The sequence below is a fragment of the Alcanivorax sp. P2S70 genome, from assembly GCF_000475295.1.
Taxonomy (GTDB): Bacteria; Pseudomonadota; Gammaproteobacteria; order Pseudomonadales; family Alcanivoracaceae; genus Alcanivorax; species Alcanivorax profundi.
The window spans coordinates 123,033-146,225 of sequence record NZ_AXBZ01000034.1 but is presented as its reverse complement, the minus strand read 5'-3'; the positions used below and the strand labels follow the sequence as shown (position 1 = coordinate 146,225).

The window sequence follows — 23,193 nt, the reverse complement described above, 5'->3', positions numbered from 1 at the left end:
AGCGCAGCGAAGGAACGCCCGCAGGGCGGCCCGAAGGGTGAGCGTAGCGAATAACCGACGCTCCTACGGAGGGGCGTTGGGCGCTCTGCTCCTCACTATTAACGGTTCACTGTCCTTTATGCGGCGTTGCGCTTGGCGATGGCGCGCAGGACGATCTGGCACTGATTTTCCCCGTATTCGCGGATATCGGCACCGGCGTCTTTCTGGCGTCGTCCCACGATGTTGACCAGAAGGCGTTTGAAAATTTTCAGGGAGACATCGAATTCCGAGGTGTCTTCCTGCAGTGCCATGTAGGAAAACCGCTTCAGCAGGGGAATCAGGTCCTGAATGTCGGTTTGCAGGTAGCGGTTGCCGGCAAAGCGGACGGTGGCGATTTCCACAAAACGGAAGGCCAGCTGGTGTGCGCCGGGCAGGTCATCGTTCATAAAATGCTGCTCCAGCTGCGGCAGCATGTTCATCAAATCCTCAATTTGCCCCGGTTGCCAGACGATGGCGGCCCGTTCTGCCAGCTGCGACAGCAGCAGGAACAGGAATTCGTACAGGTCTTTCACCTGGTCATCGGTCACCTCACACACCCGCGCGCCCTTGCGCGGTTGCAGCTCAATCAGATGCTGCTTCTCCAGCAGCCTGAAAGACTCCCGAAGTGAGTTGGTACTCACATCAAGCTCTTTGGCCAGCTCATTTTCCGGCAGGCGGGCCCCCGGGGGCAGCTCCCCCTTGATGATGCGCTCGGCAAGATGGGAGGCGATCTGTTCGCTCAGGCTGACGGCTTTCAGTGACATGACGGGTCCTTTCCGTTGATGGCGGCATTATCCGGCATGAGGGTGAATATGTCATGAATTGAGTTGTTTGACAATTCAGGAAATGAGGCATAATGTTGTCATCGATGACTGTTACTGTTGGCTTGAACTAGCGAGGACAAGGCCATGTTCGAGAATGTGAATCCGGACCGGATGCTGACAATAAAAAAATGGAGCTACGTGGTGTTCTGGGGAACCATGGTGCCGCTGGTGCCGTTTTCCGCGTACATCGGTGTAGAGAGCGGGACCCAGGATTACTGGGCCTGGTTTATGTACTTCGTCATCTTCGGGATTATTCCGGTGGCCGATTACATCATCGGCAAGGACCCCTCCAACCCGGATGAAGAAGTGCAGGTGCCTTCCCTGACCGAGGAAGTGATCTACCGGGTGTTCACCATTTTGATGGGCTTTGTGTGGATCGCGGTGCTGTTCTATGCCGGCCATATCTTTATGACCAACGATTACGGTCTGCTTGGCAAGATCGGCTGGATCGTCTCCATCGGTACCGTGGGTGGGATTATTGCCATTAACCTGGGCCACGAACTGATCCACAAGGATCCGAAAATTGAAAACTGGATGGGTGGCCTGCTGCTGTCATCGGTGACCTATGCCGGTTTCAAGGTCGAGCATGTGCGTGGGCACCACGTGCACGTGTCGACGCCGGATGATGCCTCGTCCAGCCAGTACAACCAGGGTCTGTATGACTTTTTGCCGAAAGCGTTCGTGCGTAACTTCATCAACGCCTGGAGACTGGAAAAGCAGTACCTGGAGCGCAAGGGTAAGAAAAACATCAGCCTGTCCAACGAGCTGATCTGGTGGTACAGCATTTCTGCCCTGTTCGCGGTGGCCTTTGGTGCCCTGTGGGGCTGGCAGGGTGTGGTGTTCTTCCTGGGGCAGAGCTTCTTCGCCGCCCTGGCGCTGGAGATCATCAACTACATCGAGCATTACGGTCTGCACCGTCGTGTGAACGACAAAGGGCGTTTCGAGCGAGTAACCCCGGCGCACAGCTGGAACTCCAACTACCTGCTGACCAATATTGCCCTGTTCCAGCTGCAGCGACACAGTGACCACCACGCTTACGCCAAGCGTCGTTACCAGGTTCTGCGTCACTACGAAGAAAGCCCACAACTGCCGGGTGGCTATGCCGCCATGTACGTTCTGGCTCTGTTCCCGCCGCTGTGGAAGAAAGTCATGAACCCACGAGTGGAAGCCTACTACGAGGGTGAAATGGACCAGCTGTTCCGTGAGGCGAAGCGGGTGAACAACATTGCCTGAAAAACAATGAATCACTAACCGCGAAACAAAAAGCCCCGGCCATGCCGGGGCTTTTTGTTGAGGGGCGGGCTGCGAAAGTCGCTGGCACGGATGGGGCGAACTCGCGGCTAGCCGTTCAGTAACCGCTGTATTCGCTAGCCAGGATAGCCATCACGGCGAGCAGGACCAGTACCCCAATCAGCATCAGGACAGTGGCAATGATGCCGAGTACCTTGCCTGCCAGGGTCATGCCCTCACCGCTTTTGTCCATGCGGCCATCGCGAATGGCGGCAAGATCCTTGCTGCCGATGATCCAGGCAGCGATGCCGAGCGGGGCAAACATCAGCAGTCCCAGCAGGCCAAGGATGAGTACCAGTGCGCCACGATGCGCCAGGGTCGGGCTTGCCTCGTTGAGAGGAGCGGGAATCGCCACCTCGTGATCTGTGGGCGAAGGTTCTGGTCGGCGGCCGGTAAACGCCGCGGCCAGTAGCAGGGCACTGATCGCGATATAGAAAAAAGTGTAGCTGCCCGCGGCAATCAGACTGTAAATATCATTGCTTAGCTGGCCATCAATCATGCGTTCCAGCAATACCTTATGAGTAAAGATGGAAAAGGCACTTTGCAGCAACGTCAGAACACTGGCGAGGATGACAAGAATGGCCGCGGTGCGCGCCCGTTGAAAGAAAATGCCGGCGAGTACAAACCCGCTTAATACCATCAAAAATGCTGGCAGCTGCATAAGCAGTTGCGAAAGCCAGGACATGATTTTTCCTTGTTGTCAGGTGAAGTGAGTCGGTCCGCGCAGGCACAGAGTTGCGCTGGCGCGCGGGAAAGCCGTTTATTGGCGCCAGAACATGGGGGTGAAGAGAACCAGCAGGGTGAAAATTTCCAGGCGCCCGGCAATCATCAGAACGGTCATCATCCATTTGGCGCTATCGGTAATATTGATGAAGCCTCCCCCTACCTGCCCGATGCCGACGCCCAGATTGTTCAGGCTGGCGGCAACCGCGCTGACCGCGGTGGTCAGATCCATGCCGGTCATGGTGAACAGCAGGGTAAAAATCACCGAGATGGTGATGTACACGCCCACAAAGCCCCACACTGCTTGCAGTACGCGATCCGGAACGGATTGACGACCAAAGCGAAGCGCGAAAATGCCATTAGGGTAAATCAGGCGGCGCAGTTCCCGGATGCTGTGATGGAAGACCAGGGCCGCACGGACCGCTTTCATGCCGCCACCGGTGGAACCGGCACAGCCACCAATAAAGCTGGTGAACACCAACAGGTAGGGGATGAAGCCGGGGAAGGCGGCAGCATTGGTGCTGGTCAGCCCGGTCCCGGTGCTGAACGATGCAACCTGGAAGGCGGAATGCCGCAATGCATCCGCAAAATTAAAATCATAATGGAAGAATAACAGTCCTGCCGTGATGATGGCGGTGTACATCAGAAACAGGCCAATAAAAAAGCGGAATTCCGGATCGCGAAGATAGGCGAACAGGGAGCGGCCCCGCCATACCGCAAAGTGCAGCGCAAAGTTCAGGCCGCCGATCAGGATAAAAATGGTGGCGGTCCAGTCAATCAGTGGGTTGTCCCAGTACGCCATGGAGGCGTCATGAGTGGAAAAGCCGCCCGTGGCAACGGTGCTGAAACTGTGGCAAATGGCGTCGAAAACACTCATGCCGAAAGCCCAGTACAGTGCCGCGCAGGCCAGGGTAATAAACAGGTAAAGGAACCACAGGGCCTTGGCAGTTTCCGCGATGCGGGGAGTCAATTTGGCGTCTTTCATGGGGCCGGGAATTTCGGCCTTGTACAGCTGCATGCCCCCGATCCCAAGCATGGGCAGAATCGCCACTGCCAAGACCACCACCCCCATGCCGCCGAGCCATTGCAGCTGCTGACGGTAGAACAGAATTGATTTAGGTAAAAAGTCGATGCCGGAAAGAATGGTGGCGCCGGTGGTGGTAAGCCCGGAGACCGACTCAAACACCGCATCGGTAAAACCTACGGGCACATCATCGCTGATGATCAGCGGCAGTGCCCCGATCACCCCAAGCACCGACCAGAACAGGGTGACGACCAGAAAGCCGTCACGGGTTTGCAATTCCGCCTTGTTGCGGAAGAACGGCAGCCACAACCCGAGCCCGAGCAGTAGCGTGATCACAAAGGAAATCAAAAATGGCCCTTCGCTGCCTTCCTGATACCAGTATGACACGGCCACGGGGGGCATCATGGTAAAGCTGAATACCACCAGTAGCAGGCCAAGGATCTTTGAGATCAACGCGAAGTGCATGGTTAGGAGGCCTGGTCGGACGTCGGACGTGTGATATCTGACGCGCAAACACTGAAACGTGATGCGAGGTTAAAAGCGTCCGACGTCCGACGCCCGACGTCCGACCGGTCAAACGAAACTGCCAACATTGCCGCCACTCCAGCCACCACAGAATCTCCTAAAAGAACGTAAAGCCCACCTGGAACAGTTTTTCTACGTCCCGGGTGCGGCGTTTGTCGATCAGGAACAGGATGACGTGATCGTCAGGTTCGATCATCACGTCATCATGGGCAATCAGTACTTTTTCTCCGCGCACGATGGCGCCGATGGTGGTGCCTTCGGGCAGGTCGATATCTTCAATGGCGCGGCCCACCACTTTGGACGATTTGGCGTCGCCGTGGGCAATGGCTTCAATCGCTTCGGCGGCGCCGCGACGCAGGGAGTAGACGTTCACCACGTCGCCGCGGCGTACGTGGCTGAGCAGGCTGCCGATGGTGGACTGTTGAGGCGAAATGGCGATATCGATGTCGTGCCCTTGCACCAGATCCACATAGGCCGGGTTGGAAATCAGTGTCATGACTTTACGTGCGCCCAGCCGCTTGGCCAGCAACGAAGCCATGATGTTGGCCTCGTCGTCGTTGGTCAGGGCGCAGAACACATCGGTGTTTTCGATGTTGGCCTTGAGCAGTTCGTCACGGTCGGTGGCGAGGCCTTGCAGCACCACGGTCTGGTGCAGTTTTTCCCCGAGCCACTCGGCGCGATCAGGACTGCGCTCCAGCACCTTGACGTTGTAGCGAGTCTGGATGGTCTTGGCCAGACGGTAGCCGATGTTGCCGCCGCCAGCGATGACCACGCGCTTGTAGTTGTGCTCAAGACGACGCAGTTCGCTCATGACGGCGCGGATGTCGTTCTTGGCTGCAATAAAGAACACTTCGTCATCGGCTTCGATAACGGTGTTGCCTTCCGGAATGATGGGGCGGCCGCGACGGAAGATGGCCGCCACGCGGGTGTCCACATTGGGCATGTGCTTGCGCAGTTCGCGCAGCTCGTTGCCGACCAGCGGGCCGCCATAATAGGCGCGCACCGCCACCAGCTGTACCCGGCCGCCGGCAAAGTTCACTACCTGCAGGGCGCCGGGGTGCTCAATCAGGCGACGAATATAATCGGTGACTACCTGCTCGGGGCTGATGATCACATCGATGGGCAGGGCGTTTTCGTTGAACAGCTTTTCCGACCGGCTGGTGTAGTGGGCGGTGCGGATACGGGCAATCTTGGAGGGGGTGCGGAACAGGGAGTAAGCCACCTGACAGGCGATCATGTTCACCTCGTCAGAGTTGGTTACGGCGATCAGCATGTCGGCGTCTTCGGCGCCGGCCTCTTTCAATACCGCAGGGTAGCAGCCCATGCCGCGCACGGTGCCGATGTCGAGTCGGTCGCCGAGCTCACGCAGACGCTCCGCATCGGTGTCGATGACGGTGATGTCGTTGCGCTCGTTGGCCAGGTTTTCCGCCAGGGTGCCCCCCACCTGACCGGCACCGAGAATAATGATCTTCATGTATCCTGCTGAGCCCCCTTGCGCAGGCAAGCCAGATAAAAGCCATCCGGTCCGTCTTGCTGCGGAAACAACTGCCATCCCGCGTCGACCATTGTGGCCTGTTCCGGCCGCGGCGTCACATCCCGGGCTTGTGGCTGGCGCTGCAGGAAGGCGCTGATCTGGTGATCATTCTCTTCGCGCAGTACCGAGCAGGTGGCATACACCAGCATGCCGCCGGGTTTGAGCAGCGGCCATAGTGCATCCAGCATGCGGGCTTGTAAATCGGCCAGTACCGGAATGTCCGACGACTTTCGGTGCCACTTTACATCCGGTTGGCGGCGCAGGATGCCGGTGGCGGAACAGGGAGCGTCCAGCAGGATGGCATCGAACGGCTTGCCGTCCCACCAGCTGTCGGGCTGGCTGGCATCGCCCTGCAACAGGGTGGCGGTGGCGTTGAGGCGGGCCAGATTCTCTTCGATACGGCGCAGCCGTTTGCCTTCCAGCTCCAGCGCGACCAGCTCGGCGTTGGGGAATTTCTCGCGCAGCTGGCCAGTCTTGCCGCCGGGGGCCGCGCAGGCATCGAGAATGCGGCCAGTGGGCGGTGCCTGCAGTAATTCTGCGGGCAGTTGGGCGGCTTCATCCTGTACCGACAGGGCGCCTTGCTCAAAGCCGGGCAGATCGAACACCGGCCGGGCCGGCGTCACATAAATGCTCCAGGGGGACAGTTCACCGGGGCGGGCGCCCTCACCCAGGGCGGCAATGGCGCCGGCGCGCTGTTGCTGCTGACGATTGACTCGCAAGGTAAAGGGCGGCGTGTGCAGGTTGGCCTGGGCGATAGTGTCGGCTTGATCCGGCCAGTCCTGGCACCAGCGTTTGTACAGCCAGTCCGGCAGGCTCAGGCGGATATTCGGGGTGGCGTCGGCAAGCGCTTGCTCAGCACGTAGCTGGCTGGCTTTACGCAACACGGCGTTGCTGAGCCCGGCGGCCCAGGGGGCCTTCAGCTTGCGGCACAGGGCCGGGTACGCGTTGACGATGGCATGGGCCGGACGTTCGGTGAACCACAGCTCGTACAGTCCGGCCAGCAGGGTCAGGCGTACGGGTTGAGCGCTGGCTTTGAGGGGCTTGGATAATTGCTGGTTGAGCCAGTGGTTGAGGGGGCGCAAATGGCGGCAGACCCCAAAGCTGATGTCGCGCATCAGGCCGCCGTCGCTGCCTGCCAGGGGGAAGTCCCTCAGCACCTCGCGCAGGCTTTCCCCGTCGCCCTTGCCGGGAATCACCCGGTCAAGGACACGCACGGCGCTGAGCCGCGGGTCAGGCGTCGCCACGGTCTGTATCCAGCGGATCACCAAGAGGCTCGCCCACCTGGAACAGGTCGGGGTTGCCACGCAACAGGTCCGCTACGGCCATGCGCCGTTTGCCGGGCAGTTGCAGCTCTTCCAGCGTCAGGATGCCATCACCGGTGGCCACCTGAATGCCGTTGTCATCCACGTTGAGGATATGCCCGGGTTCGTCGTCATCCTTGCCGGGCAGGGGGCTTTCGCTGGCTTTCCAGACGCGCATGGGTTGGCCTTTCAAAGGCACCCACGCGACAGGAAAGGGGTTGAAGGCACGAATGCGGTTATACAGGGCGCGCGTGGGCAGGCGGAAATCCAGCTGCCCTTCCGCCTTGCTGAGTTTGTGGGCGTAGGTGACACCGTCGTCAGGCTGCACGGTGGCGTTGGCCAGATACGGCTCCAGATCATTCAGTACGGTGACCAGCAGGCGAGCGCCCTGGGCAGCCAGCCGGTCGTGCAGCTCACCGCCGGTCTCGCTGTCACCGATGGGTAGCGCTTCGCTGAGCAGCATGGGGCCGGTATCAAGCCCGGCTTCCATCTGCATGATGGTGTTGCCGGTCTCGGTGTCGCCCACGCTGATGGCGCGCTGGATTGGCGCTGCCCCACGCCAGCGGGGCAGCAGGGAGCCGTGCACGTTCAGGCAGCCAAGCCGCGGGATGTCGAGCACGGCCTGGGGAATGATCAGGCCGTAGGCGACCACCACCAGGGCATCCAGATTCAGGTCGCGCAGCTGCTGGCGAATGGCCTCGCCCTTGAGGTTTTCCGGTTGCAGTACGTCTATGTGATGGGCCAGAGCGAGCTGTTTCACCGGACTCATCTGGACCTTCTTGCCGCGGCCGGCAGCGCGGTCCGGCTGGGTGAGTACAGCTACCACTTCATGCGGGCTGTCGAGTACGGCCTGCAGGCTGGCGGCGGCGAAATCCGGGGTGCCGGCGAAGGCGAGACGTAGGGGTTTCAATGAACGACCTCTTTGGAGCGGTGAGCTACGAGCTATGAGCTGCGAGCCTCTACGCGATTGATGATGTGTGCAGGCTGAAGCGAATCAGCCGCGTTTGCGGGTTGGGCGCGGGCACTGAGGTGAATCAATCAAGGAGTGCGATCGCGCCTCGCAGCTGGTCGCTCGAAGCTGTCAGCTGCTTTTCACCCCTGCAGCCGGTGCACTTTCTCCAGCTTCTTCTTGATCCGGTCGCGCTTCAGGCGTGAGACGTAGTCCACGAACAGCTTGCCTTCCAGGTGATCAATTTCATGCTGGATACAGGTGGCCAGAAGCTCGTCGGCCTCTTCCTCGAAAACATTACCGTCCCGGTCCAGCGCCTTGATCTTCACCCGTGCCGGGCGCTTGACCTTCTCATAGAAGCCGGGGACCGACAGGCAGCCTTCCTCGTAGGGGGCAAGATCGTCGGTGAGCGGAGTGATCTCCGGGTTGATGAACACCCGTGGCTCGGACTTGTCTTCGGACAGGTCCATGACGATGACACGCTTGTGTACGTTCACCTGGGTGGCGGCCAGGCCAATCCCGGGGGCGTCGTACATGGTTTCGAACATGTCGTCGATCAGTTTGCGAAGCTCGTCATCCACCTTTTCCACCGGCTTTGCTACGGTTCGTAGCCGGGGGTCAGGGAATTCCAGTATTTCCAGTTTGGCCATGTACGTTCTCGGCAGTTGCGATAGCACTCGAAATTTGGTTGCTAAATATATGATCGCATTGCTAATATCCAAAAGAAACCGTGCCTGCCTCAAGGACGCACGGCAGCTCTTGGGGATGAGTCCAATAATGATAAAAGGAATCCGATGATGATGAAATCGGTCCAGCGCGCCTTCACTGTCGGGTTGATGCTATCGGTTGCCACTCTGGCCTCCGCCGCCGTCACCCTGAAAGACGGGCATCCCAGCAAATATTACGTGAAAAACGGCGACACCCTGTGGGATATCAGTGGCCGTTTTCTGGAAGAGCCCTGGCAGTGGCCGGAAATCTGGCAGATCAATGAGGAAATCAGCAATCCTCATCTGATTTATCCCGGTGATGAAATCCGTCTTTCCTATGTGAATGGCGAGCCCCGGCTGAGCGTTGAGCGTGGCGTCCAGGAACAAGTCATGAACAACGGGGTGGTCAAGCTGTCCCCGAAAGTGCGTGAAATTGCCAACGATGAAGCCATCCCGGCGATCCCTGCCAGTGCCATTGCGGCGTATTTGAAGGAAGGCCTGGTGGTTACCCGTCAGGAAATCCAAGAGGCCCCCTATCTTGTTGGCGGCCGCGATCGTCGTGTGGTCTTTGGTGAGGGCGATACGGTGTACGCCCGTGACACCCGCACGCAGTGGGAGGGCCTTGAGCAAGGCTACGGCATCTATCGTACCGGGGAGCAATATGTGGACCCGGAAACCAAGGAAGTGCTGGGCTACGAAGCCCGTCAGATCGGTCTGGGGCGAGTCTCCAACCATGAGGGCGAGATGCTCAGCCTGCGGGTAACCAGTTCCACAGAAGATATCCGCATTGATGACCGGATTTTCTCCACCGAGGATCGTCGCGTACGGGCAGTGTTGTATCCCTCTGCGCCGGATACCAAGGTAGAAGCCAAGATTATCCGTTTCTTCGACCGCATCAACAGTGTGGCTCGCAACGATGTGGTGGTCCTGAATAAAGGGCTACGTGATGGTCTGAAGGAAGGGAATGTGCTGGATATCTTTGGTGCCGGTGAAATCGTTCGTGACCGCCAGTTGGGGGATAATGTCCAGTTGCCCCGCGAGAAGACCGGGTCGCTGGTAATCTTCCGGGTGTTCGATAAAGTCAGCTACGGCTTGATCATGGAATCCAGTCGCCCGATCTACATGAACGACTCTGCTGAAAGCCCGGTGGGAAGCTACTGAGACCCTGACCCGGCGTCTGCGCTCGCCAGCTTTCAGTCCCGATAAACCGTCAACGCACACAAGGAGGTGGGCGATGGACGGACAATTCAAACGCCTGCTGTTGCAGGCGTTGTTTTCCCCGTCATCCGCGGCTCTGGGCCGCGCACTGAAACAACATCGGATCGCCTCCGCACCAGTATCCGAGTTTCTCCCCTTGTTGCCTGCCGGGCTAAAAGAGCGGGCGCGTCTGCTGGATAATACGGGCTCGTTGTCTGCCCATTACGCACACCTACGAGAGCAGGGCTGGCGATGGATTGCGCTGGGTGATGAGGAGTATCCCGCGTTGCTGGCGGATATTCAGGATCCGCCCGGAGTACTGGCTGTGCGCGGGCAAATGGACACCCTGCATGCGCCGGCATTGGCGATTGTCGGAGCCCGTAATGCCTCTGCGGACGGTCTCGACAACAGTCGACGTTTTTCGCGCCAGCTGGCCGCTGCCGGCTTTGTGGTGGTGAGCGGGCTGGCGCTGGGGGTCGATGCTGCCGCTCATCGCGGGGCGCTGGCGACTGGCAACACCGTTGCGGTTCTAGGCAGTGGTCCGGACCGAATTTACCCGCCTCGCAACGCCATGTTGGCCGGACAGATTGTCGATAGCGGGGGGGCTGTGGTGACAGAATTCGCACCGGGCTCAGCGCCGCTGCCGTCCCAGTTTCCCCTGCGTAATCGTATCATCAGCGGGTTGTCACTCGGGACTCTGGTGGTAGAAGCGGCGTTGCGCAGTGGTTCTCTCATTACGGCGCGCACGGCCTTGTCTCAGGGGCGAGAGGTCTTCGCTATTCCGGGCAGTATTCACAATCCCCTCAGTAAGGGCTGTCACCAGTTGCTACGTGACGGCGCTAACTGGCTGGAATCGGTGGACGATATCTTCCAGGCATTCGGTGACTTCCGGCGTTGTGTGGAATCCAGCGGCGTCAGGGAAGACGCCGCCCAGCCCGCGTTGCTGCAGCATTTGACCTCGGGGCTCAATTCCATGGATGTGTTACAGGCGCGTAGTGGGCTGCCGATGAATGAGTTGGCCGGGCAGCTGTCGGATCTGGAGTTGGAAGGCTGGGTGGAAAGGGTCTCAGGGGGATACCTGAAGCGCTCTGCCAGCCATACGTCTTGAGTCAGGCCTGCGGGCAGGGTAAGTTCGCGCTTTTCCTTGGGAGCCTCTGAGTAACTCCTTGCTCGCTCCGGGACACGCTGAGTACGCAAGGAGTTATTCAGAGGCTCCCTAATCCCGCAGGACCTGTCATGTATCAGCATCTTCTCAGTGCCGCACACATCATCCAGTCGGGCGGTGTGGTGGCTTACCCTACCGAATCCGTCTACGGGCTCGGTTGTGACCCTTTCAGTCGGACGGCAGTCATGCGCCTGCTGGCGATCAAGCAGCGCCCGGAGCACAAGGGGCTGATTCTGATCGGCGCGGATCTGGAGCAGCTGGCGCCCCATGTGGTACTGGATGCACGCCAGCACGAGCAGCTGGGCCGTGAATGGCCGGCGCCCCGTACCTATCTGGTAGAGGCGGGGCCCAGTGTGCCAGCGTGGGTGACCGGCAAGCATCGCAAGGTGGCGATCCGGGTGCCGGATCACCCGCTGGCACGGGAGTTGTGTCGGCTGGTCGGGCACCCGATCATTTCTACCAGTGCCAACCTGTCCGGGCGTCCGTCTACCCGAAACCGGTTTCAGGTGGCGCGCCAGCTTGGGGATCGGCTGGACTTTATTGTGTCCGGCGCCTGTGACCGCGCGAGCAAACCCTCTACCATTATCGATCTGGAAAGCGGCCAGACCCTGCGCGCCTGACGCGTGTGCCTGGCCTCTGTCATTCCCGGGGAGAAAAGCATGTCAGACGTTTCACTGCAGGCGGTAAAAGACTACCTGCTGGACCTGCAGGACCGTATTTGTGAGGAACTGGCGGCCGAAGATGGCGGCGGTGCGTTCCGTGAAGATGCCTGGGATCGCGAACAGGGCGGCGGTGGCCGCAGTCGCGTGATGGAAAACGGCACTGTGATCGAGAAAGGCGGGGTGAATTTTTCCCACGTATTTGGCAGTCAGTTGCCACCGTCGGCTACCGCCGCACGACCTGAACTGGCCGGTCGCAGTTTTCAGGCCATGGGGGTGTCTCTGGTGATTCACCCGAAAAACCCCTATGTCCCCACCAGTCATGCCAATGTGCGTTTTTTCGTGGCCGAAAAGGAAGGCGAAGCACCGGTGTGGTGGTTTGGCGGTGGCTTCGATCTGACGCCCTACTACGGTTTTGAAGAGGATGTAACGCAATGGCATCGCACCGCCAAGGCGGCCTGCGATCCTTTTGGCGATGACATTTATCCGGAATTCAAACGCTGGTGTGATGACTACTTTCATCTCAAGCACCGGGACGAGCCCCGTGGTGTCGGCGGCCTGTTTTTCGATGATCTGAACCGTTTCGATTTCGATACCAGTTTTGCCCTGATGCGCAGTGTCGGCGATGCCTATGTGAAGGCGTACCGGCCGATCATGGCCCGTCGCAAGGACTTGGCGTACGGTGAGCGCGAGCGCAATTTCCAGCTCTATCGCCGTGGCCGTTATGTGGAGTTCAACCTGGTCTTCGACCGCGGCACCATCTTTGGTCTGCAATCCGGTGGCCGTACGGAATCCATTCTCATGTCGCTGCCGCCGCTGGTGCGCTGGGACTACGATTGGCATCCGGAGCCCGGCAGTGCTGAAGCCGAGCTGTATGACAAATTCCTGATCCAGCGGGAGTGGCTATGACCGCCTTGTACTGTGTTTTTGGTAATCCGGTGGCGCATTCTCGCTCGCCGGATATCCACCATGCTTTTGCCGCCCAGCAGGGTGACGACCTGCGTTATGAAAAACGTGAAGCGCCGTTGGACGATTTTGCCGGAGCGGTAAATGCGCTGCGCGCTGATGGCGGGCTGGGGGCCAATGTCACGGTTCCGTTCAAGGAACAAGCCTATCAATTATGCGGTGCAGTCACCGAGCGAGCTGACCTTGCGGGGGCCGTCAACACCTTGTGGTGGGAAGGGGATCAACTGAACGGTGACAACACCGATGGCGCCGGGCTGGTCACCGACATCCGCGAGAATCTGGGCTGGGCGATTCAGGGCAAGCGCGTGCTGGTACTGGGTGCTGGTGGTGCGGTGCGGGGTGTCATGGGGCCGTTGCTGGCAGAAAAACCGACCCTGGTGCGGGTCGCCAACCGCACCCGAGAGAAAGCGGAAATTCTGGCCCGCCAGTTTATGGACGGCAGCAACTCACCGGTGCTTGGCAGTGGCCTGGAAAATCTCATGGGGCAGTTTGATCTGGTCATCAATGCCATTTCAGCGGGGCTGCACGGTGACATGCCTGACTTGCCCGACGGGCTCTTGGCGGAGGGCGCCGTGGCCTACGACATGGTCTATGGCAGCGAACCCACGCCGTTCATGCGCTGGGCGCAGCAGCAGGGCGCGGCGGCCACCGCAGATGGACTGGGCATGCTGGTGGAACAGGCTGCGGAAGCCTTTGCACTCTGGCGGGGCTGGCGGCCCGATACGGCCCCGGTCATGGCGATGATGCGCCGATGATGGAAGGTGGGGTGATGTATGAGGTGATCTATGCTTCGGTGGTCTCGCTGGCCATGGTGCTGGTCACTGTCACCCTGCATTTTTGGACCCTGGCCGGGCTGTCCGAATTGCTCAAGCGCTGGAAGCAGCGGGTACGGGGTGAAATTCTTGTGGTGGTGATCATCATGTTCGCTGCGCACATGGTTGAAATTTCGCTCTACGGCCTCATTTATTTCTGGATCGACAATAACGATACCGCCATGAATCTGGGAGGCGCTGTGGATGGCAGTTTCCTGGATCACCTGTATTTTTCGGCAGCCTGCTATACCTCATTGGGGCTCGGGGATCTCTATCCCATGGGCACCTTGCGGCTAGTGGCGGGGGTGGAAGCTCTCAATGGATTGATTTTGATTACCTGGTCGGCATCGTTTGCCTTCCTGGTCATGCAGCGGCGCTGGCGTTTCTGATATTGCTGCAGGGCGGCCTTTCGGGGGCAACCACATAATCTGTTGAGAGAAAGGTATGTCCACACCGCTGTTGGCCCGTGCATCGAGCCTGGGTCTCTTTATTATCGCTTTGCCTGTAGCAGCCTCCGCATCGACGTTAGGTTTTTCCTGGGATAACGATCTGTTCGTCGGTTCTGATGGGCAATATACCAATGGCGTTCGCCTCAGCTGGGTGGGGGATGGGCATGATTGCGGCCAGGCAGGCTCTGTGACCTGCTCGTTGGCAAAAGGGCTTTCCCCCTTGCCGGGAGTGGGGGTGAGAGATCGACAGAATGCCATGACCCTGAGCCTTGAGCAGGCCATGATCACGCCTTCAGATATCAGCCGGACTACGCCGGATTACCAGGACCTGCCCTACATCGGCTACAGCAACCTGGAAGCCGGCCTGTTCAGCTGGGGGGCAGACAGTCTGACCGGTTATGGCGTGCGTATCGGTGTGGTCGGGGAAGACTCCGGTGCGGAGCAAAGTCAGAAAATGGTGCATCGCATCACCGGTTCTACCGAGCCGCAGGGCTGGGAATACCAGCTTGGGCCGGATGTGATTGGTGGTGCGTACGTTATCCATGCACGCCGGGCGTGGCAGCGGGTTTCAGACAGTGGCTGGCAGACCGAGTTGGGATATGCCGCTGGCGTGGATGCCAATAATTTCCATGCCACCGCCTCGGCGGGGGGGTTCCTGCGCTTTGGCAGAAACCTGCCGCGTAATTTCATACCGGATTATGCGGGTATCGGCACGGCGGGTTCATTGGTGGGGTTGTTCGATGGACACGGTTTTGGCTGGGAAGCCTTTATTGCCACGTTTGGGGAATATATCGGCTATTCCTATCTGGAAGCGCACAGTGGGCCCTATCAGGTAGAAACCCGCGACGGCATTCTCGGTCTGGTGATTGGCGGCGGCGTTCGCTGGGACCGCTTTTCTTTTACCCTGACCTTGCAAGGCTCCAGCTCACCACTGCGTGACAGCGATGAACCGCTGAGCTTCGGCAACATGTCGTTCATGTGGCAGATCTGATTGTCCTGCAAGACCTGGTTCCTTCAAGGCGGCGCGCTTCCAAGGGTTACACATGCCCCCCTTCCTCCAGATAGCGATCCTTCAGGCGCACATAATTCCCCGCCACATAGGTCAGGAACTGCCTTTCTTCCGAGGTCAACGGGCGCGCCTGCCGGGCGGGCTGGCCGCGGTACAGAAAACCACTTTCCAGCCGCTTGCCCGGGCCTACCAGAGAACCGGCCGCCACGATCACCTCGTCTTCCACCACAGCACCATCCATGATGATTGCCTGCATGCCCACCATGACCCGGTTACCCAGTGTGCAGCCGTGCAGCATGGCCTGATGGGCAATGGTGACATCGTCGCCGATCTTCAGCCCGTAGCCGCCGGGATTGAAGGTGGAGGCATGGGTGATGTGTAGCACGGCGTTATCCTGAATGCTGACCCGCGCGCCAATTTCGATGCGATGCATGTCGCCCCGGATCACCGCCTTGGGCCACACCGAGCAGTCATCGCCCAGGTGTACCTCCCCGATGACGGTGGCATCCCTGTCCACAAATACCCGTTCACCCAACTGCGGGGCCTTGTCTTCAAAGCGGCGAATCCCCATCACTGATACACTCTGGATTAACAAATGAATAACTGTAGGGCGGAAAGGGGCCAGTCCATCTCCGCCATCAAACGCCAAATCGGCGGAGATCGCCTGAGGCGACTTCCGCCCTACGGTGCAACACACCGTGAAGGTCCATTATCCACCTTCAGGTTGTACAGACAACGCAGGACCGAGACCCCATGAGCAACAACAATCCGCTGATTGATTACACCGACCTTCCGCCCTTCTCCGAGATCAAGCCGGAGCATGTGCTGCCCGCTGTCGAGCAGCTGGTCGCGCAGGGGCGTGCCCGTATTGAGCAGGTGCTGGCGGCGGGACAATTTGATTACGCCAGTCTGGTGCAGGCGCTGGATGAGGAAGATGACCGTCTCGGCAAGGCCTTCGGCCCGGCCGGGCACCTCAACGCCGTTGCCCAGAATGAGGCCCTGCGTAATGCCTACAATAGTTGCCTGCCCCTGCTCAGCGAATACGGCACCGAAGTGGGACAGAACGCGGCCTTGTGCGCGGCCTATCAGTCCCTGCGCGACAGTGCGCAATGGGATTCGCTGACCGAGGCCCAGCAGAAAGATATCGACAATACCCTGCGGGATTTTCGTTTGTCCGGGGTGGATCTGCCGGAAGACAAGAAAGCCGAGTACATGGCCAATTCCAAACGGTTGTCCGAGCTCACCAGCACCTTTTCAGACAACGTGCTGGATGCCACCCAGGCCTGGAGCAAGCACGTGACCGATGAGGCCGAGCTGGAGGGGCTGCCCGAAAGCGCCCGTGCCGGGGCGGCCGATCGAGCCAACGCGGAAGGCAAGGAAGGCTGGTTGCTGACACTGGATGCGCCGGTGTTCATCGCGGTGATGAGCCACTGCAGGAACGCTGCGTTGCGAGAAGAAATGTACACCGCCTGGACCACCAAGGCGTCGGACCAGGGCCCTCATGCCGGCAAGTTCGACAATGCCGCGATCATGGATGAAATTCTGGCGCTGCGTCATCAGCAGGCCCAGCTGCTGGGGTTTGCCAACTATGGCGAAAAATCCCTGGCGACAAAAATGGCCCGCGATGTACAGGAAGTCATGACCTTCCTGGAAGACCTGGCCGAAAGGGCCAAGCCGCAGGCAGAACAGGAACTGGCTGAACTGAAAGCGTACGCCGCAGAGCAGGGGGCGGATGACCTGCAGCCCTGGGATATCGGTTTCTGGAGCGAGCGTTTGCGAGAGGAACGCTACAGTATTTCCGAAGAAGAACTGCGTCCGTGGTTCCCGGCAGATACCGTGATTAACGGCATGTTTGCGATTGTCGGCAAACTGTTCGGCATCCAGTTCCGGGCTCGCCAGGACGTGGAAACCTGGCATGACGATGTGCGTTTCTATGAGCTGGTGGACGATGACGGCAGTGTTCGCGCGGCCTTCTATCTGGACATGTACGCCCGCACCGGCAAGCGCGGTGGCGCCTGGATGGATGATGCGCGCATTCGCCGCCGCCTGGCGGATGGAACGGTACAAACGCCGGTGGCCTACCTGACCTGTAATTTTGCGCCGCCCGCGGGAGGCAAGCCAGGCCTGCTGACGCACGATGAAGTGGTCACCCTGTTTCACGAATTCGGTCACGGGCTGCATCACATGCTGACCGAGCAGGATGTGTCAGGAATTTCCGGTATCAATGGTGTCGCCTGGGATGCGGTGGAACTGCCCAGCCAGTTTCTGGAGAACTGGTGCTGGACCGAAGAAGGCATTGCCCTGATTTCCGGTCACTTTGAAAGCGGTGAACCGCTGCCGAAGGAAAAACTGGAAAAAATGCTCGCCGCCAAAAATTTCCAGAGCGCCATGCAGATGGTGCGTCAGCTGGAGTTTTCGTTGTTCGACATGCGGATTCATGCCGAGTACCAGCCGGGCATGAACCTGTATGACGTGTTGAAGGATGTGCGTGAACAGGTGTCGGTGATTCAGCCGCCGGCGTTCAACCGCTTCCCCAACAGCTTTGGCCATATCTTTGCGGGCGGCTATGCGGCGGGGTATTACAGCTACAAGTGGGCGGAAGTGTTGTCTGCCGATGCCTACTCGCGCTTTGAAGAAGACGGTGAGTTCAACGAACAAACTGGCCGCGCTTTCCGTAGCGAAATTCTTGCCAAGGGCGGCAGCCGCGAACCCATGGAACTGTTCAAGGCCTTCCGGGGCCGCGAGCCCAGTGTGGAACCGCTGCTGCGTCATTCCGGTATCAACGGCTAGGGAGCCTCACCGCAGGAGCGGCGCTTGCGCCGCCCCTGTGTAAGAGAGGGAGCAACATGAAACGTCAGTTTATTGCCGGGGCCACGTGCCCGGAGTGTGGTCAGCAGGACAAGATTCAGCGCGTCATCGAAGACGATCGCCAGTGGATGGAGTGTGTGTCCTGTGGTGCCAGCAAGGACCTGGATGCCAAGCCGCCTGAAGCGACCGATGCCCTGGCCAGGCCGGTCACCCTGTTGCCGCCCAAGAAATAGTGCTTCATCAGCGGCCCGAACTCCGCTCTGTAGAACCGGTTCGTTCGATGAAGGATTTCCATTCCCCGAAAGGGGTCCAGATGCGGGCCAGGTCGGCAGCAGCCTGTTCCCTGCCCGTTCCCAGCTTCTCGATCCGGTAACGATAAAGAAAAGCCGACACGCGCATGTTGGCGGCGCAGTGTACCCACACCGGCAACGTCCCTGCTTCTTTCATGGCAAAACAGAAGCGCAGATAGTCCCATTCCGTCGGGTTTTTGAAGTCCACCGGGATATGTACGTAGCGCATGCCGAGTCGGGTGACCACGGTCGCTTCATCTTCCAGGGCATTCTCTGCGCCGTGGGGAGCAAGATTGATCACGGTGGCGAAGCCGGCTTCGGCGATGCGAGTAAACTGAGCCACCGTGGGTTGCCCGGAGCTTGATAGCGTGGAGCTGATTGGAAGGTAGTTAAATATCTGTTCCAGCCGCACGGCACGGGGCGCAGGTCGAAACAGGGTACGGGTAAAGCCCAGGCTGCTGCGCAGACTGTTGAAGCCGTTGAAGTAGCGGACATCAAACAGCTTGATCAGGGTTCTGATTTTGCCTGGCCTTGCCATGGATCGGCTTCTCTGCAGTGGCGGCGAATAGGCACAGTGTTGGGGCAGTGGTAGGTTCCAGCAATGACCAATAGTGCACCGCGTATACATAAACAGCCATTGCATGCTGCGCGCAGGAGGGTGTGATCCCCACCCCCGTTTCTTGTTTTTCTCTCTCCGGTTTACGTATCCGCAGCAGCGGGAATATCCGGGCTCTCTGACATTCTTGGCGGAAACGGTGGTGATTCGCCGACAGTCTGGCCCGTTGCAGCGGCCGGTGGCGCCAGCAAAAAGGGCCGCAATGCGGCCCTTTTTTTATGGCGTGTTGTCGTGACGCGTATTGTCTACTTCTCCACAAACGCCCGCTCGATCACGTACTCACCCAGTTCGCCGCCACGGGTTTCCTTGAACCCCCAGTCGTCGAGGATGGCGGTGGTGTCCTTGAGCATGGCCGGGCTGCCGCACAGCATGAAGCGGTCGTTTTCCAGGCTCGGCTTGGGCAGACCCAGGTCCTCGAAGAGTTTGCCGCTGGTCATCAGGTCGGTGAGGCGGCCCTGGTTGCGGAACGGCTCACGGGTGACCGTGGGGTAGTACAGCAGCTTGCCTTTCAGGAATTCACCAAAGAACTCATTGTTGGGCAGTTCGTTTTCGATGGTGTCCTGGTAGGCCAGTTCGGAGACATGACGCACACCGTGGGTCAGGATCACCCGGTCGAACTGGTCGTAAATCTCCGGGTCACGGATGATGCTCATGAACGGGGCCAGGCCGGTGCCGGTGGACAGCAACCACAGGTTCTTGCCGGGCAGCAGGTGGTCTGCCACCAGGGTGCCTGTGGGCTTGCGGCTCACATAGATCTTGTCGCCCGGCTGAATTTTCTGCAGCTGTGACGTCAGTGGGCCGTCCTGCACCTTGATGCTGAAGAACTCCAGTTCTTCTTCATAGTTGGCGCTGGCAATGGAGTAGGCGCGCAGCAGCGGGCGGCCATTGTCCTGCTCGAGACCAATCATGGTGAAATGCCCGTTCTTGAAACGGAAACCCGGGTCCCGGCTGGTAGTAAAGCTGAACAGGGTATCGTTCCAGTGACGAACGCTTGTGACGGTTTCAGTATTCAGATTAGACATAGTTAAATCAGCGCTTATTCCAAAATTCCAGTTGGTGGAAATTTAATCGAAATGGATTTATCGGTAAAATGGGTTGTTCCGATATTTGATATCGACAAAATCGATATCTATTAACGATAACGATTATCATTTAATCACGGAAAGCAATCATGCGCTACACCCTCAGGCAGCTGGAAGTGTTTCTGGCCATTGCGCATTTTGAGAATGTGAGCCATGCGGCCAGCCATCTGAATATGTCCCAGTCTGCGGCGTCCGGTGCGCTCAAGGAGTTGGAAAGCCTCTACGAGGTGAAGTTTTTCGAGCGTGCCGGCAAGCGCCTCAAGCTCAATGAGCTGGGCCGCCAGTTCTGGCCACGGGCAGAGGCGCTGCTGGCCCAGGCCCGGGAACTGGAGTCGGACTTGCAGTCTCACCGGGATTTGGGGCGCTTGAATGTGGGGGCGACCCTGACGATCGGTAACTATCTGGCGGTGGCCATCATGGCCGAATACATGGCAGAGCAACCGGGCGCACGGGTACATCTGGAGGTGGCCAATACCCGCGCCATCGTCGACCGGGTGCTTACCTTCGAGCTGGATCTGGGCCTGATTGAGGGGGAGTTGAATCACCCGGATCTGGAATTGCTGCCCTGGTGTGATGATGAGTTGGTGGTGTTTTGTAGCCCGGAGCATGCGTTAGCGGGTAAAGGAGCGCTTACAGACGACGACCTCAGGGCGGCCCACTGGATTGTGCGCGAATCCGGCTCCGGCACCCGGCAGACCTTCGAGCGGGCGCTGCACGGGCTGGTGCCAGAGCTGGATCTGGCCCTGGAGCTGGAGCATACCGAGGCCATCAAACGGGCGGTGGAGGCCGGGCTGGGGGTCAGCTGCCTGTCGCGGGTTTGCCTCAAGGAAGCGTTTAAACGGGGCTCGCTGGTGGAGTTGCCGGTGCCGCACCGGGACTTCAGCCGGGAGTTCTACTTTGTCCTGCACCGGCAGAAATACCGTAGCCCGGGCATTGAACGGTGGTTGGAACTATGTCGCGATTCCGTACGGTAAGCCGGCGCGGCCTGTGGGGGCTGCTGGCCTTGCTGATCATCGGGCTGTTGCTGCCAGAGGGGCGGCATATTCCCGTGCAGGGCGCGGGCCGCCACGATTGGCATCCGCAAACCTTCTGGTACCACCCCTGGGGGAAATCCGGGGTCCACAAGGGCGTGGATATCTTTGCCCCGGCGGGTACCCCGGTGGTCGCCAGCAGTGGCGGTCTGGTGCTGTATCGCGGTGACGTGTCCCGCGGCGGAAAGGTAGTGCTGATACTGGGGCCGAAATGGCGCCTGCATTACTACGCCCACTTGCAGAGCATTGCTGACAGTGGGGTGTGGTTGGCAGCGGGTGAGCCGGTGGGTTCGGTGGGGGACAGTGGCAATGCGGCGGGGAAGCCGCCGCACCTTCACTATTCCCTGCTCAGCCTGTTGCCGATGCCGTGGCGCCGGGATGCCGCACCGCAGGGGTGGAAGAAGATGTTCTTTCTCGACCCCACGGCACATTTCACCCTCGATCGCGACGGTTGAATCAGTCGATCTTCTCGAAGTAACCCAGCACTTTCATGGCGGACAGAGTGCTTCCGTCGATATCCAGGGCCTCGCCGGCAAGGGCGGTGGCGGGGTTCTGGATGCCGGCAGCAATGGCCTTCCAGGTGGCTTCGGTGGTGTCGAGCGTGGCGACCACATCGTCATCAATGCCGGTGTGAACCTTGGCCACGCCACGACGAATACGCAGTGTGAATTGCTTATTGCTGTCACGGAAGGCGTAACCCAGCGCTACGTTCTCGTCGAGTGTGTCTTCTGCCTTTAGCAGTGCCGGCATGGCCTGGAGGAAATTCTCGATGGGCAGGGTGGCCAGGAAGTCCTCGCTCATTTGTGTGCGGAAAGCCGGATTCAATCCGTCCGCGACTTCACGGGCAACGGTGAAGTAATAGTTGCGGGCATTGGGGTTGGCTTCTTTTTCACCGAGCTGGCGCAGCGCATCCGCACGCAGGGTTTTGACGACGTTGTCATCCGGTTTGAGCAGCATCAGATGATCACTGAGATCCAGCGCCCATTGGGCATCCTGATTCGCCAGTGCCTGCCGGGCTTTGTCCAGCAGGGCATCGCGGCCTCCGGCCAGCTCCGCCATGCGTCGGGCTTGTTCCTCTTCCGCCAGCGGTTGCAGTTCGCTGGGGTTACCGCTGAACCAGCCCAGGTAGCCGTCGAACACCGAGCGCACCGACCAGCTGACCTTGCCATAGAACTCCTGTAGCCAGGGGTTGCTGGCCAGGTGCTCGGGCAGGTGCACCTTTTCCACAATCTGATCCGGGGTCAATCCCAGATTCATGTAGCGCAGGGTCTGGTCGTGAACAAAGTTGATGGCGTCGCTGTAATCGGTGAGTAGCTGTGCCACCTTGTCTGCGCCGTGAACCGGGCGGGTGTGGCTGGGCACAAGGTGCTCGGCACCCAGTTCGCGAATTGTATCGAGACTGTTGGCCCACTGCTTCACGTCCCGATAATAGGTACCGCGAATGGTGTAGAGATTGGGAAAGGTCTGATAAATGTTATCGCCGGTCAGCACGGTACGCTTTTCCGGCAGCCAGACAAACAGTTGATCTTCGGTTTCACCGGGAGCGTGGACCAGTTCGATCTGCAGGCCGGCGATGTTGACGGACAGCGAGTCCTTGAAGGTGTGCGTGGGCGGCAAGGCATAGAGCTGGCTGTCCGGGGTTATGCCCAGATGGGGGCCGATACCGTCATTGATGTGTTCGCCGTGAGGCAGGTGGTTGCCAAACATGCGCATGGAACGCGCGGTGATAATCGGCCGGATCTGATTGACCACCCGGTTGATGTAATAACTGGTGCTCTCATGGGCATAGACCGGGATGTCATTTCCTTCGGCAAACGCCGCTGCGCCGAACACATGGTCGGTATGGTTATGGGTGTAGATGATGGCCTTGACGGGCTTGTCGGTGAGGGTACGGAATGCGGCGAGCACTTCACGGGCTTCTTCTTCCGTTTCCATGGTGTCGACGATGATGATGCCATCGTCCCCTTCCAGCATAATGGAATTGGCTAGCCCGTAACCGATGGCCACATAGACTCCGTCGGTGACTTTTTCGACGCCTTTTCGGAACAGGTCGCTATGGGCCTTGAGTGCCTCCGGGGCGAGCTGGGTCGTACTGGTGGGCAAGGGCTCTTCGCCGCACGCCGCCAACAGGGCGGCAAACACAACAAACAGGTAGCGCATGATGTTCTCTTGTCTTGTGGATGATCCCCGCAGGCTAGTGCCGACTCGATCGTT

The 23,193-nt window shown here is 59.3% G+C and carries 23 protein-coding genes; 12 read left to right on the top strand and 11 right to left on the bottom strand.

The genetic code is table 11. The features are described from left to right. Positions 1-116: 116 nt before the first annotated feature. Entirely contained in the window at positions 117-782 is a 666-nt protein-coding gene (locus Q672_RS27925) for a GntR family transcriptional regulator (protein ID WP_022985803.1), read from the bottom strand. Between the two features lie 144 nt (positions 783-926). On the opposite strand from Q672_RS27925, the gene Q672_RS27920 reads away from it, so the two are divergent. Continuing rightward, on the top strand, positions 927-2,075 hold the full coding sequence (locus tag Q672_RS27920) for an alkane 1-monooxygenase (protein WP_022985802.1): 1,149 nt from the start codon (positions 927-929) through the stop codon (positions 2,073-2,075). 115 nt (positions 2,076-2,190) lie between these two features. Here Q672_RS27920 and Q672_RS34135 read toward each other — a convergent pair whose 3' ends face one another. The 6 genes from Q672_RS34135 to def form a co-directional block, all read right to left on the bottom strand. Next, complete coding sequence (locus tag Q672_RS34135) at positions 2,191-2,817, bottom strand: hypothetical protein (RefSeq protein WP_022985801.1); 627 nt, start codon at positions 2,815-2,817, stop codon at positions 2,191-2,193. A 75-nt stretch (positions 2,818-2,892) separates the two neighbouring features. Next, positions 2,893-4,344, bottom strand: coding sequence for a TrkH family potassium uptake protein (locus tag Q672_RS27910; RefSeq protein ID WP_022985800.1), 1,452 nt, complete (start codon positions 4,342-4,344; stop codon positions 2,893-2,895). Between the two features lie 157 nt (positions 4,345-4,501). After that, on the bottom strand, positions 4,502-5,878 hold the full coding sequence (gene trkA / locus Q672_RS27905; RefSeq protein WP_022985799.1) for a Trk system potassium transporter TrkA: 1,377 nt from the start codon (positions 5,876-5,878) through the stop codon (positions 4,502-4,504). Next, positions 5,875-7,182 (bottom strand): 16S rRNA (cytosine(967)-C(5))-methyltransferase RsmB, encoded by a 1,308-nt coding sequence (gene rsmB / locus Q672_RS27900; protein ID WP_022985798.1) that lies wholly within the window; start codon positions 7,180-7,182, stop codon positions 5,875-5,877. Before rsmB ends, trkA begins: the two co-directional genes overlap by 4 nt. Then, positions 7,169-8,149, bottom strand: coding sequence for a methionyl-tRNA formyltransferase (gene fmt, locus Q672_RS27895; RefSeq protein ID WP_022985797.1), 981 nt, complete (start codon positions 8,147-8,149; stop codon positions 7,169-7,171). Before fmt ends, rsmB begins: the two co-directional genes overlap by 14 nt. Before the next feature lie 182 nt (positions 8,150-8,331). Continuing rightward, positions 8,332-8,838 carry a peptide deformylase gene (gene def, locus Q672_RS27890; protein WP_022985796.1) on the bottom strand — a complete coding sequence of 169 codons (507 nt, stop codon included), beginning with the start codon at positions 8,836-8,838 and terminating at the stop codon, positions 8,332-8,334. A gap of 147 nt (positions 8,839-8,985) precedes the next feature. On the opposite strand from def, the gene Q672_RS27885 reads away from it, so the two are divergent. From Q672_RS27885 to Q672_RS27855, 7 genes are all read left to right on the top strand, one after another. After that, positions 8,986-10,056: a LysM peptidoglycan-binding domain-containing protein gene (locus Q672_RS27885; RefSeq protein ID WP_022985795.1), complete on the top strand. Its 1,071-nt coding sequence runs from the start codon at positions 8,986-8,988 to the stop codon at positions 10,054-10,056. 73 nt (positions 10,057-10,129) lie between these two features. Then, on the top strand, positions 10,130-11,200 hold the full coding sequence (gene dprA, locus Q672_RS27880; protein WP_022985794.1) for a DNA-processing protein DprA: 1,071 nt from the start codon (positions 10,130-10,132) through the stop codon (positions 11,198-11,200). Positions 11,201-11,328: 128 nt separating this feature from the next. Continuing rightward, positions 11,329-11,877, top strand: a complete 549-nt coding sequence (locus tag Q672_RS27875) for an L-threonylcarbamoyladenylate synthase (RefSeq protein WP_022985793.1) — start codon at positions 11,329-11,331, stop codon at positions 11,875-11,877. Between the two features lie 39 nt (positions 11,878-11,916). Then, positions 11,917-12,825, top strand: coding sequence for an oxygen-dependent coproporphyrinogen oxidase (gene hemF, locus Q672_RS27870; RefSeq protein ID WP_022985792.1), 909 nt, complete (start codon positions 11,917-11,919; stop codon positions 12,823-12,825). Then, a complete protein-coding gene (aroE, locus tag Q672_RS27865; protein WP_022985791.1) occupies positions 12,822-13,637 on the top strand; it encodes a shikimate dehydrogenase in 816 nt (271 codons plus the stop codon). The genes hemF and aroE overlap by 4 nt, the downstream gene beginning before the upstream one ends. A gap of 14 nt (positions 13,638-13,651) precedes the next feature. Then, positions 13,652-14,083: an ion channel gene (locus Q672_RS27860; protein WP_031226636.1), complete on the top strand. Its 432-nt coding sequence runs from the start codon at positions 13,652-13,654 to the stop codon at positions 14,081-14,083. 55 nt (positions 14,084-14,138) lie between these two features. Beyond that, on the top strand, positions 14,139-15,134 hold the full coding sequence (locus Q672_RS27855) for a lipid A deacylase LpxR family protein (RefSeq protein WP_022985789.1): 996 nt from the start codon (positions 14,139-14,141) through the stop codon (positions 15,132-15,134). 46 nt (positions 15,135-15,180) lie between these two features. Here the strand turns inward: Q672_RS27855 and Q672_RS27850 are convergent, their stop codons facing one another. Further along, the gene (locus Q672_RS27850) at positions 15,181-15,723 is read right to left on the bottom strand and encodes a gamma carbonic anhydrase family protein (RefSeq protein ID WP_022985788.1); all 543 of its coding nucleotides are present in this window, start codon (positions 15,721-15,723) and stop codon (positions 15,181-15,183) included. A gap of 182 nt (positions 15,724-15,905) precedes the next feature. Between Q672_RS27850 and prlC the strand changes: the two genes are divergently transcribed. Both prlC and Q672_RS27840 read left to right on the top strand, forming a co-directional pair. Further along, a complete protein-coding gene (gene prlC / locus Q672_RS27845) occupies positions 15,906-17,942 on the top strand; it encodes an oligopeptidase A (protein WP_022985787.1) in 2,037 nt (678 codons plus the stop codon). A 56-nt stretch (positions 17,943-17,998) separates the two neighbouring features. After that, the gene (locus tag Q672_RS27840) at positions 17,999-18,193 is read left to right on the top strand and encodes a YheV family putative zinc ribbon protein (RefSeq protein WP_022985786.1); all 195 of its coding nucleotides are present in this window, start codon (positions 17,999-18,001) and stop codon (positions 18,191-18,193) included. Between the two features lie 7 nt (positions 18,194-18,200). On the opposite strand, the gene Q672_RS0117270 is transcribed toward Q672_RS27840, so the two are convergent. Next, positions 18,201-18,788, bottom strand: coding sequence for a protein tyrosine phosphatase family protein (locus Q672_RS0117270; protein ID WP_022985785.1), 588 nt, complete (start codon positions 18,786-18,788; stop codon positions 18,201-18,203). Between the two features lie 323 nt (positions 18,789-19,111). Then, on the bottom strand, positions 19,112-19,888 hold the full coding sequence (locus Q672_RS27835; protein ID WP_022985784.1) for a ferredoxin--NADP reductase: 777 nt from the start codon (positions 19,886-19,888) through the stop codon (positions 19,112-19,114). Positions 19,889-20,037: 149 nt separating this feature from the next. Here Q672_RS27835 and Q672_RS27830 point away from each other — a divergent pair, with 149 nt between their 5' ends. Next, the gene (locus Q672_RS27830) at positions 20,038-20,922 is read left to right on the top strand and encodes a LysR family transcriptional regulator (RefSeq protein WP_022985783.1); all 885 of its coding nucleotides are present in this window, start codon (positions 20,038-20,040) and stop codon (positions 20,920-20,922) included. Then, positions 20,901-21,434: a M23 family metallopeptidase gene (locus tag Q672_RS27825; RefSeq protein WP_022985782.1), complete on the top strand. Its 534-nt coding sequence runs from the start codon at positions 20,901-20,903 to the stop codon at positions 21,432-21,434. The genes Q672_RS27830 and Q672_RS27825 overlap by 22 nt, the downstream gene beginning before the upstream one ends. 1 nt (position 21,435) lies before the next feature. Here Q672_RS27825 and Q672_RS27820 read toward each other — a convergent pair whose 3' ends face one another. Then, a complete protein-coding gene (locus tag Q672_RS27820) occupies positions 21,436-23,139 on the bottom strand; it encodes an alkyl sulfatase dimerization domain-containing protein (protein WP_022985781.1) in 1,704 nt (567 codons plus the stop codon). Positions 23,140-23,193 lie beyond the last annotated feature (54 nt).

Coding starts and splice junctions, on each gene's coding strand:
- Q672_RS27850 (WP_022985788.1), bottom strand. CDS start 15,723: ATGGGGATTCGCCGCTTTGAAGACAAGGCCCCGCAGTTGGGTGAACGG.
- Q672_RS34135 (WP_022985801.1), bottom strand. CDS start 2,817: ATGTCCTGGCTTTCGCAACTGCTTATGCAGCTGCCAGCATTTTTGATG.
- Q672_RS0117270 (WP_022985785.1), bottom strand. CDS start 18,788: ATGGCAAGGCCAGGCAAAATCAGAACCCTGATCAAGCTGTTTGATGTC.
- Q672_RS27830 (WP_022985783.1), top strand. CDS start 20,038: ATGCGCTACACCCTCAGGCAGCTGGAAGTGTTTCTGGCCATTGCGCAT.
- Q672_RS27835 (WP_022985784.1), bottom strand. CDS start 19,888: ATGTCTAATCTGAATACTGAAACCGTCACAAGCGTTCGTCACTGGAAC.
- hemF (WP_022985792.1), top strand. CDS start 11,917: ATGTCAGACGTTTCACTGCAGGCGGTAAAAGACTACCTGCTGGACCTG.
- Q672_RS27885 (WP_022985795.1), top strand. CDS start 8,986: ATGATGAAATCGGTCCAGCGCGCCTTCACTGTCGGGTTGATGCTATCG.
- def (WP_022985796.1), bottom strand. CDS start 8,838: ATGGCCAAACTGGAAATACTGGAATTCCCTGACCCCCGGCTACGAACC.
- Q672_RS27820 (WP_022985781.1), bottom strand. CDS start 23,139: ATGCGCTACCTGTTTGTTGTGTTTGCCGCCCTGTTGGCGGCGTGCGGC.
- aroE (WP_022985791.1), top strand. CDS start 12,822: ATGACCGCCTTGTACTGTGTTTTTGGTAATCCGGTGGCGCATTCTCGC.
- Q672_RS27855 (WP_022985789.1), top strand. CDS start 14,139: ATGTCCACACCGCTGTTGGCCCGTGCATCGAGCCTGGGTCTCTTTATT.
- Q672_RS27825 (WP_022985782.1), top strand. CDS start 20,901: ATGTCGCGATTCCGTACGGTAAGCCGGCGCGGCCTGTGGGGGCTGCTG.
- Q672_RS27860 (WP_031226636.1), top strand. CDS start 13,652: ATGTATGAGGTGATCTATGCTTCGGTGGTCTCGCTGGCCATGGTGCTG.
- prlC (WP_022985787.1), top strand. CDS start 15,906: ATGAGCAACAACAATCCGCTGATTGATTACACCGACCTTCCGCCCTTC.
- Q672_RS27920 (WP_022985802.1), top strand. CDS start 927: ATGTTCGAGAATGTGAATCCGGACCGGATGCTGACAATAAAAAAATGG.
- Q672_RS27875 (WP_022985793.1), top strand. CDS start 11,329: ATGTATCAGCATCTTCTCAGTGCCGCACACATCATCCAGTCGGGCGGT.
- Q672_RS27925 (WP_022985803.1), bottom strand. CDS start 782: ATGTCACTGAAAGCCGTCAGCCTGAGCGAACAGATCGCCTCCCATCTT.
- Q672_RS27840 (WP_022985786.1), top strand. CDS start 17,999: ATGAAACGTCAGTTTATTGCCGGGGCCACGTGCCCGGAGTGTGGTCAG.
- trkA (WP_022985799.1), bottom strand. CDS start 5,878: ATGAAGATCATTATTCTCGGTGCCGGTCAGGTGGGGGGCACCCTGGCG.
- Q672_RS27910 (WP_022985800.1), bottom strand. CDS start 4,344: ATGCACTTCGCGTTGATCTCAAAGATCCTTGGCCTGCTACTGGTGGTA.
- dprA (WP_022985794.1), top strand. CDS start 10,130: ATGGACGGACAATTCAAACGCCTGCTGTTGCAGGCGTTGTTTTCCCCG.